Annotated in this window: 7 protein-coding genes; all 7 read right to left on the bottom strand. The window is 69.2% G+C overall.

What is annotated here, in order from left to right:
* Positions 1 to 112: 112 nt before the first annotated feature.
* Positions 113 to 703, bottom strand: a complete 591-nt coding sequence (locus L942_RS30390) for a TetR/AcrR family transcriptional regulator (RefSeq protein ID WP_037367147.1) — start codon at positions 701 to 703, stop codon at positions 113 to 115.
* A gap of 125 nt (positions 704 to 828) precedes the next feature.
* Entirely contained in the window at positions 829 to 1,650 is an 822-nt protein-coding gene (locus L942_RS30385; RefSeq protein ID WP_037367146.1) for an ABC transporter ATP-binding protein, read from the bottom strand.
* The gene (locus L942_RS30380) at positions 1,647 to 3,473 is read right to left on the bottom strand and encodes a dipeptide/oligopeptide/nickel ABC transporter permease/ATP-binding protein (RefSeq protein ID WP_037367145.1); all 1,827 of its coding nucleotides are present in this window, start codon (positions 3,471 to 3,473) and stop codon (positions 1,647 to 1,649) included. The genes L942_RS30385 and L942_RS30380 overlap by 4 nt, the downstream gene beginning before the upstream one ends.
* A complete protein-coding gene (locus L942_RS30375; protein WP_037367144.1) occupies positions 3,470 to 4,411 on the bottom strand; it encodes an ABC transporter permease in 942 nt (313 codons plus the stop codon). Before L942_RS30375 ends, L942_RS30380 begins: the two co-directional genes overlap by 4 nt.
* Before the next feature lie 64 nt (positions 4,412 to 4,475).
* Positions 4,476 to 5,999: an ABC transporter substrate-binding protein gene (locus L942_RS30370; RefSeq protein ID WP_037367143.1), complete on the bottom strand. Its 1,524-nt coding sequence runs from the start codon at positions 5,997 to 5,999 to the stop codon at positions 4,476 to 4,478.
* Positions 6,000 to 6,172: 173 nt separating this feature from the next.
* Positions 6,173 to 7,150 carry a methyltransferase family protein gene (locus L942_RS30365; RefSeq protein WP_037367142.1) on the bottom strand — a complete coding sequence of 326 codons (978 nt, stop codon included), beginning with the start codon at positions 7,148 to 7,150 and terminating at the stop codon, positions 6,173 to 6,175.
* Between the two features lie 88 nt (positions 7,151 to 7,238).
* Positions 7,239 to 8,195 carry an aldo/keto reductase gene (locus L942_RS30360; RefSeq protein WP_037367141.1) on the bottom strand — a complete coding sequence of 319 codons (957 nt, stop codon included), beginning with the start codon at positions 8,193 to 8,195 and terminating at the stop codon, positions 7,239 to 7,241.
* Positions 8,196 to 8,264 lie beyond the last annotated feature (69 nt).

Genomic DNA, 8,264 nt, shown 5'->3' with positions numbered 1-8,264 from the left:
TTTCCCGCCTTGACAAGCACCCCAAGACCGTCAGCACAATCAAGCTTCGGGGTGCCCCACGCCGGACAAGGCGCAATGTCGCCCGCCAGGGCGACGAGCCGCCCCGAACGGCTCACCCCCCGATCCGAGCCATCAACCCGTCCACATAAGCCCGATAACGCCCCGCGACCTTCCCCACCGGATGCATCAAACTCGTCACATTAGCCCCGATGGACACCGCGATGATCTCATCCGCCAGCACCCCGATAGCCGGAGCATCGGCAGGCTCCCCCTTCCCCCGGGCAGCCGCGATCCGCACCGTCAGCTCCGCCCGCCAGGTGTCCAGCAAATCCCGGTACTGCCGGGCGAGATCCGGGTTCGCCACGGAATGCTCCCACAGCACGAGCAGCACCCGAGCCGAGGCGATCTGATGCTCGTCGAACGGAATAGCCGCCTCGACGAACCCGCGCAGCGACTCCACCGGCCCCAGCGAGGGATCCAGCTCGGACATCCGCTGCGAGGTCTCCTGCAGCACGCTCTCGAACGTAGCCGCGATGATGCTGTCCTTGCTGGGGAAGTAGTGCTTGAGGGCACCGTTCGCGAACCCGGCCGCGGTGACGATGCTGCGCATCGTGGCGGCCTCGAACCCGCCTTCGATGATCAGCTTTTTGGCGACCTCGACGATCTCCCGTCGTCGCTGATCGTGATCGATGACCTTCGGCATGGTTACAGACTCTAACCCGTTTTCTCCCGCGACGGAGGTGCCCCTGCTCGACCGCCCGCGGGAGCGGCGAGCCCGGAATCGGGGCGCGGCAACGAGCCGCGGCCCGGGCGGATGGAAAGGCGCGCTTACCCGAGCCCCAGCCGAGCCGCCCGTCTCTCGGCCTGCCGGGCGGGGTCGGCCACCGGAGCGGCCAGCAGCAGCCGCCGCGTGTACGGATGCTCCGGGGTGCGGGTGATCGAAGCCGTCGGCCCGGATTCCACGATCTCTCCTTGATACAGCACGGAGACCCGGTGGCAGATCCGGTGCACCACCCCGAGGTCGTGCGAGACGAACAGGTACGACACCCCGGTCTCGCGCTGCAGTTCCAGGAACAGGTCCAGGATCGTCGCCTGCGTGGTCAGGTCGAGCGCGCTCACCGGCTCGTCGCACACGACCAGCCGCGGGCGGCGGACCAGTGCCCGCGCGATCGCGATGCGCTGCCGCTGGCCGCCGGAGAACTCTGCCGGGTACCGGTGCACCGCGTCGGCGGGCAGGCGCACCCGGTCGAGCATGTCCGCGACCAGCGTCCGGGCGTCCGCGCGCGAGGTGCCGGCCACCACGAGCGGTTCGGCGAGGACTTCGCCGACGGTCATGGTCGGGTCCAGCGAACCGTACGGGTCCTGGAACACCACCTGGAGGTCGCTGGCCAGCCGCCGCCGGGCCGCGCCCCGGGCGTGCGTGATGTCCTCGCCGTCGAAGGTGATCCGGCCGGACTCCGGCGCGGCGAGACCCAGCACGGCTTTGCCCAAAGTGGACTTTCCCGAGCCGCTCTCGCCGACCAGCCCGACGCATTCGCCGGGCTTCACGTCGAGCGAAATCCCTTTCAGCGCCCGAAACCGGACCCGGCGGCTGAGCCGGTAGTCGACGACCAGGTCCTCGATCGTCAGCAGCGGCGCCACCCCGGTCATCGCCCGGCCTCCTCGCCGGCCGCGTGGGCAAGGCCGCGCTGTTCCCAGGCCGCGTCCAACTCGTCCCGTCCTTCGGTGTCGTCCAGCGACGCGCTGATCAGCTCGGCGGTGCAGGGGTCCTCAGGCGCGCGGAAGATCTGTTCCACCGGACCGGTTTCCACGATCCGGCCGTCCTTCATCACCACGACGCGGTCGCAGATGTCGGCCACGACGCCGAAGTTGTGCGTCACGATCACCAGTGCCATCCCGTACTCGGCCTGCAGTTCGCGCAGCAGCTCCAGCACCTCGGCCTGCACCGTGACGTCCAGCGCGGTCGTCGGCTCGTCGGCGACCAGCAGCGACGGCCGCCCGGCCACCGCGCCGGCGATCAGCACGCGCTGCGCCATGCCGCCGGAGATCTGGTGCGGATAGCTCGCCATGACCCGGTCCGGGTCGGTGAGTCCGACGCGCACCAGGACCTCGCGCGCCCGCTTCTTCGCGGCCGCCTTGTCCAGCCCGTGCACGCGCCGCAGCGGTTCGACGAGCTGGTGTCCGATCCGGTAGCACGGGTCGAGGTTCGTCATCGGTTCCTGCGGCACGTACCCGATCTCGCGGCCGAGCAGTTTCGCCCGCTCCGCCGCGTTCCCGACCTCGCGGCCGCCGACCCAGATCCCGTCCGCGACCGCGGTCCCGCCCGGCGGCAGCAGGTCGAGCACCGAGAACACCGTCTGCGTCTTGCCGGACCCGGATTCGCCGACGATCCCGAGGACCTCTCCAGGCGCCGCGTCCAGCGACACCCCGCGCACGACCTCCTTGATGCCCTTGTCGGTCGCGTAGCCGACCCGCAGGTTTTCGATCCGCAGCGCGCAATCCGCCGCCGCGTGCTCGTGACTGCCCGAAACCGCGTTACCCGGCAACGCATCCGGGGCAGGCGCCGCGAGCGCTTCCCGCACCCGAGCCCGGCTGCGGCGGGTCGGCTGTTCGGCGCGGACGCTGACCAGGTCGGCGAGCGTCGAGCCGATGAACGCGAGGGCGGCGATCGTCACGCCCAGCGCGATCGACGGCCACAGCAGGATCAGCGGGTACGTCAGCATGTTCAGGAAGCCGTCGTTCATCGTCTGGCCCCAGCTGGGCGTCGACGCCGCACCGATCCCGAGGAACTGCAGACCGGCCTGCATGCCGATGGCGAGCCCGGCGGTGAGCGCGGTCTGCACGATGATCGGCGCGTACACCGCGCGCAGCAGGTGCGTGCGCAGGATCCGCAGCGTGCCGACCCCGGCGACGCGCGCGGCGTCGATGTAGGGCTCCCGGCGGACGGTCAGCGCGCGGGCGCGGGTGATCCGGTAGTAGCCGGGCGAGAGGAACACGCCGAGTGCGATCATCAGCACGGTGAAGTCCTGGCCGGTGCCGGCCGCGACGACCAGCAGCACGATCATGCCGGGCACCGACTGCAGCGCGTCGCTGATCCACGAGCAGATCCGGTCGGTGGCTCCGCCGAAGTACCCGGCGACCACTCCGGTCGGGACGCCGAGCACGATCCCGGTGACGCAGGTGATCAGGCCGCCGTACAGCGTGGTCCGCGCGCCGTAGAGCAGCCGGCTCAGGATGTCGCGTCCGGCGGAGTCGCCGCCGAGCAGATGCCCGTTGCCGGGTTCGGCGTGGGTGAGCGCGAAGTCGACGTGGTTCGGGTCGTACGGGGCCAGCCACGGAGCGAACACCGCGGCCAGCACGATCAGCGCGAACACGACGAGTGCGACCACGCCGATCGGACGGCGGAAGTACCGGCGCAGCAAGGAAATCCGCTTCACCGGAGCGAGCTGGGCGGGGAACGGGGCAGCGGTCATCGGTCGCGCACCTTCGGGTTGACCCACCCGAGCACGAGGTCGAGCAGGAAGTTGACGATCACGACGAACACGACGGTCACCGCGGTCAGGCCGAGCAGCACCGGGATGTCGCCGATCTGCGACGCCGACTGCGTCAGGCTTCCGATCCCGGGCAGGTTGAAGACGATCTCCACGACGACCGCGCCGCCGAGCAGGCCCACGAACATCAGCGCCAGCACGGTCAGCGCGGACGGCGACGCGTTGCGCAGCACGTGCGTGGTGACCCGGCGCGACGACAGGCCGCGCGCCCGCAGCGTGCGGACGAAGTCCTTGTTCGCGACCTGGAGAAAGCCGTTGCGGAGCTGTTCGGCGATCATCACGATCGCGCCGAGCGACAGCGAGATCGACGGCAGCGCGATCGAGCGCAGCCAGCCGGCGAACGACTGGTCCGGCGACACGTAGCCGACCGCGGGGAACCACTGCAGCTGGATCGCGAACCAGGTGACCAGCACGAGGCTGACCCAGAACCCGGGCAGCGCGAACAGCACCACCGAGGCGAGCTTCAGCACGCGGTCGACGACGCCGCCGGGCCGCAACCCGCACAGGACGCCGACGAGCACGCCGAGGATCGCGGCGAGCACGGTCGCGGCGATCACCACCGACAGCGTCACCGGCACGCGCAGCGCGATCTGCTCGCCGACCGGCTGGAAATTCCGCCAGGAAGTCCCGAAATCTCCGGTGGCCGCGTGCGACAGCCAGTCCCAGAACTGGGCGAGCAGCGGCCGGTCGTACCCGATCTGGGCGCGCAGCGCCGCCTGCTGCGCGGGGGTCGCGCTGTTGCCGAGCAGCCCGGCGGTCGGGTCCCCCACCGCCGCGTGCGCCAGGAAGAACGTGCCGCTCGTGACGAGCACGAGCAGCAGGATCCCGGACACCAGGCGTTTGACGATGAATGTGAGCATGTTCCGGCTCCTTCCCGGGGCGCTGTCCCTCCACAACGGATCGGGCCCCGGGACGACGGGCGCGTCAGCCGCGCTGGATGAACCGCAGCGTCGGGAACATCATGCCGGTGATCGGCGTGACGGTGATGCCCTTGACGCTGAAGTAGAGGTTGTCGGCCTGGTACCAGACGTCCCACCAGGCGAGGTCCACGAGCTTCGTGTTGAGCTGCTTGAGCGCCGCGGTCTGCTCCGGGCCCGGCGGGGCCTGTTCCGCCTTCTGCACGAGCGCCTTCACCTCCGGGAAGGCGTCCACCGACGGATTGGGGTTGTACCACTGCTTCGACGTGACCTGGTCGGTCAGCGTGGCCATGTCGTTGCCGTCCATCGCGATCACCGCGAGGAACATCGGGTAGGTCGGCGCGTTCTTCTGGTAGTCCGGCATCGACATGTTCTGCCAGTCGACCTTGATGCCCAGCTGCCCGAACGTCTGCTCGGCGGCGGGCTGCCACGCCTGGAAGATCGTGGACATCGGCATCTTCAGGCTGAACCCGCCTCCGTACCCGGCTTCGGCGAGCAGTTGCTTGGCCTTCGCGAGGTCGGTCTTGTACTTGCTGTTGCCCGCCGGGTCGTAGACCGCGCTGCCGCTCGGCCACAGCTGGTCGGTGACCGTGCCGGCGTCGTTGCCGACCGCTTTGAGGATCCCGGCCGCGTCGAAGGCGTAGGAGATCGCCTGCCGCACGCGCTGGTCGCCGAGCGCCTTCACCTGGCTGCCGGTGCGGTCGGCGAACTGCACGCCCACCCAGGACGCCGGCTTCTTCGCGACGTTCCAGCCGTTCTGCTGGGCCTTGGGCAGGTTCGCGGCGTTGGCGAACTGGACGTTCAGCTGACCGGACAGCATCGCGTTGAAGCTCGCCGCCTGGTCGGTGATCGGGAACAGCCGCACGGTCGGGAACGGGTATGTCGCGCTGTCCCAGTGCTTCGGGCGCTTCTTGAAGACGTACTGCGACTGCGGTTGCGAAGACGCCTTGTCGAACGTGTACGGGCCGGAGCCGTCCGGGCCGTTGGCGAGCGAGTTGGCCTTGATCGCCTTGGGCGAGGCCATCCAGCTGCGGCCGAGGCCCATGAAGTACAGCAGCGCGTCGTCGCGTTCGGACAGATGGAGGACGACGGTCGAGGCGTCCTTGGCCTCGACGCTCCGCACGTCGATGTAGGCCTGGCCGGACCGGGTGCCGGACTTGAGGTGGTTGAGGTTCTCGACCGCGGCGGCGGCGTCGAACTTCTGGCCGTCGTCGAACGCGACGTCGTCGCGCAGGTGCAGGGTCAGCGTCAGCCGGTCGGCCGACCAGTCCCACGACTTCGCGAGCGCGGGGATCGGCTTGGCGTCCTTGTCCAACGCGACCAGCGGGTCGTAGACGGCGGACAGGTACGGGCCGTCGAAGCCGATGTCGGCGTTGGCCGGGTCCCACGACGTCACGTCGAGGAACACGCCCGCCTTCAGCTCGTCGGTGCCCGCGCCTGCCCCGGCGGCGCCCGAGCCGGTGCATCCGGCGATCGCGAGCAGCGCCGCGGCGGCCGCCGCGAACAACGCCGCTGTCCTTCTCCTCGTCATTGAGTCCCTCTCTCAGGGTGCTGGACCGCCGGCGGGATCGCTCGGCGCCCCGCCGGGAACGGCGCGCCTTCGAATGCGGCCCGGCTCGCCGTGGTGCGGGATAGTCTACGATTGTCGGCTAAAAAATCAACGGGCCGGAGGCGTTCGTTATCTCCCGGCCCTCCCGGGCGTTTTCAGACGGCGTCGGCGACCAGAACGCGCGGGCTTCCCGGCAGCGCGAGGACATCGCACACGCGCCATCCCGCCCCGTCCAGCCAGGCGCGGACTTCCGCCTCCGGATAGACGACGGTTCCGTCGATCACGAAGTACTCCCCCGCATGCAACGCGTCGATCGGCCGCTGCCGTTCCTCGTCGTCGAGGAAGAAGTCCAGCAGCAGCAACGTCGCTCCGTCCGCCGCGGCGGCGCGCGCGTTGGCCAGGATCTTCCGGTTCTGCTCCGCGGTGAACCGGTGCACTACGTGGTTCACCATCACCAGATCGTGCTCGCCGCCCGGTGCCGCGGATTCGGTCGGCGCGGGATCGATGCTCGTGCGATCCGCGCACCCGGCCGCATTCACCGCGTCGGTGATGCCTTGGGTGGACTCGGGGGCGAAAACGAAACGAGCGGTCAGTGCGGGATTCGCCCGCAACGCGCCGATCGCGAATTCCGGCGACAATCCGCCCAGATCGAGCAGGTTCCGGTAGGGCGAGAAATCGAAGCCGCGCGCGAGCATCGACGCGTGCAGCGCGTTGTAGCGCATGACGCCCGCCATGAAAGTCGCCCAGCGGCCCTCGTCCATCTGGAGGTCGCCCGGTTTGGCACTGTCCACAGTGGTGTCGAACTGGAGCCAGTGGCCGTAGCTGATTTCATTGAGGAAGGTCAGGAACGGCGCCAGATCCGTGACCCCGTCCCCGCCCAGGTACTCGCGCGCGTCCTCGGCCAGCTCGTAGCGGCCGTCGGTGCGCTCCAGCAGGCCGCGCGCGTTCATCGCGTCGGCGAGAATCCGGGTCAGCTGCTCGCTCTTGCCGGTGGCGGCGGCGAGTTCCGGCGCCGTCCGCGGACCGTCGGCGAGGGCGCGGAACAAGCCGATCCGCGAGGCGGCGAACAACTGCTTCGCGCCCATGTACCCGATGGCGATGTCGACGATGCGATCCGGCGCTGGTTTCGTCATGTGGCGGCTCCTCACGGCGTCGGGGGCGTCTCTCCGGGCACCCCGGGAAGCTTTAGTCTACGCACGTCGACTAAAAACACCAGCCCCTTCACCAGGTTCCGTCGGCGGCGACTTCGCGATCGAGCCACAACTGTCTGGTCAGCTCGCGGATCCGGTCCGCGCCGACGCGTTCCAGCAAGGCGAGCGCGCCCGCGTTGTCCTCCAGCTGCGCCAGCCGCGAGACGCCGACCAGAACGTTGGCAGTCGCGGGATTCGCCAGACAGAACGCGATTCCCAGCTGCGCCGGCGACGCGTCCAGTTCGCTCGCGATCCGCTGCACCGTCGGCCAGGCGGCGGCGATCTTCTCCCGGATGCCACCGACATCCGCGCCGATCTTGCGATTCGGCTTCACATTCCCGACGAGCAGGCCCCCCTCGAAAATGTCCGACGCCTGCAGCGTCAACTCTCCGGAAGCGAACAGTGGCGCATAGAATTCGCCTTCGGCCATCGACCGGCGCGCGAGCCCGTACTTCAGCTGCGCGAAAGACGGCGGCTCGACGCCCTGTTTGCGCGCAATGGCGATAACTGTGCGGAGATCGTCAATGCGCCAGTTGTTCACGCCCCACGCGCGGAACCGGCCAGCGGCCATCTGCTCGGCGACGTCCGCGACGACCCGTTCGAGGTCGAGTTCCCCGAAGTAGTCGCCGACCACGACCAGGTCGGCCGATTCGACGCCGACGCGTTCCAGCGAGGTGGTCATCTGCTGCGCGAAGCCGACGTTCGGGTAGTCCCAGAGCCAGAGTTTTCCGCAGTAGAGCCAGTCTTCCCGGGCGAGACCGGCCTCGCGCACCGCACGGCCGAAGATCTGATCGGTCGTGGATCCCTCGGCGTGCGGCCCCATGTCGTAGTGCGCGACGTCGAAGAAGGCGAGCCCGAGCTCGGCCGCGCGCGCGATCAGCGCGACCGCGTCGCCGAATTCCATCCGGTCCCAGGTGTTCCACGAGCCGAGCGACAACGCCGGCACGCGCGGGAACGCCGGGCCCAGCCCAGGTCGATCGGTCGTCACGATTCCTCCTGCGAGTCAAGGGATTTATTTTCTACGCTTGTATACTATAAGCTCGCGAACCCCGCTCCC

The organism is Amycolatopsis orientalis DSM 43388 (assembly GCF_000411975.1).
GTDB lineage: Bacteria > Actinomycetota > Actinomycetes > Mycobacteriales > Pseudonocardiaceae > Amycolatopsis > Amycolatopsis orientalis_D.
The sequence above is the reverse complement of the archived record's forward strand: the minus strand, read 5'-3'. Positions and strand labels throughout refer to the sequence as shown.

Excerpts from the sequence above, each read along its gene's own strand:
- L942_RS30380 (WP_037367145.1), bottom strand. The coding sequence starts at position 3,473 with ATGACCGCTGCCCCGTTCCCCGCCCAGCTCGCTCCGGTGAAGCGGATT.
- L942_RS30375 (WP_037367144.1), bottom strand. The coding sequence starts at position 4,411 with ATGCTCACATTCATCGTCAAACGCCTGGTGTCCGGGATCCTGCTGCTC.
- L942_RS30385 (WP_037367146.1), bottom strand. The coding sequence starts at position 1,650 with ATGACCGGGGTGGCGCCGCTGCTGACGATCGAGGACCTGGTCGTCGAC.
- L942_RS30390 (WP_037367147.1), bottom strand. The coding sequence starts at position 703 with ATGCCGAAGGTCATCGATCACGATCAGCGACGACGGGAGATCGTCGAG.
- L942_RS30365 (WP_037367142.1), bottom strand. The coding sequence starts at position 7,150 with ATGACGAAACCAGCGCCGGATCGCATCGTCGACATCGCCATCGGGTAC.
- L942_RS30370 (WP_037367143.1), bottom strand. The coding sequence starts at position 5,999 with ATGACGAGGAGAAGGACAGCGGCGTTGTTCGCGGCGGCCGCCGCGGCG.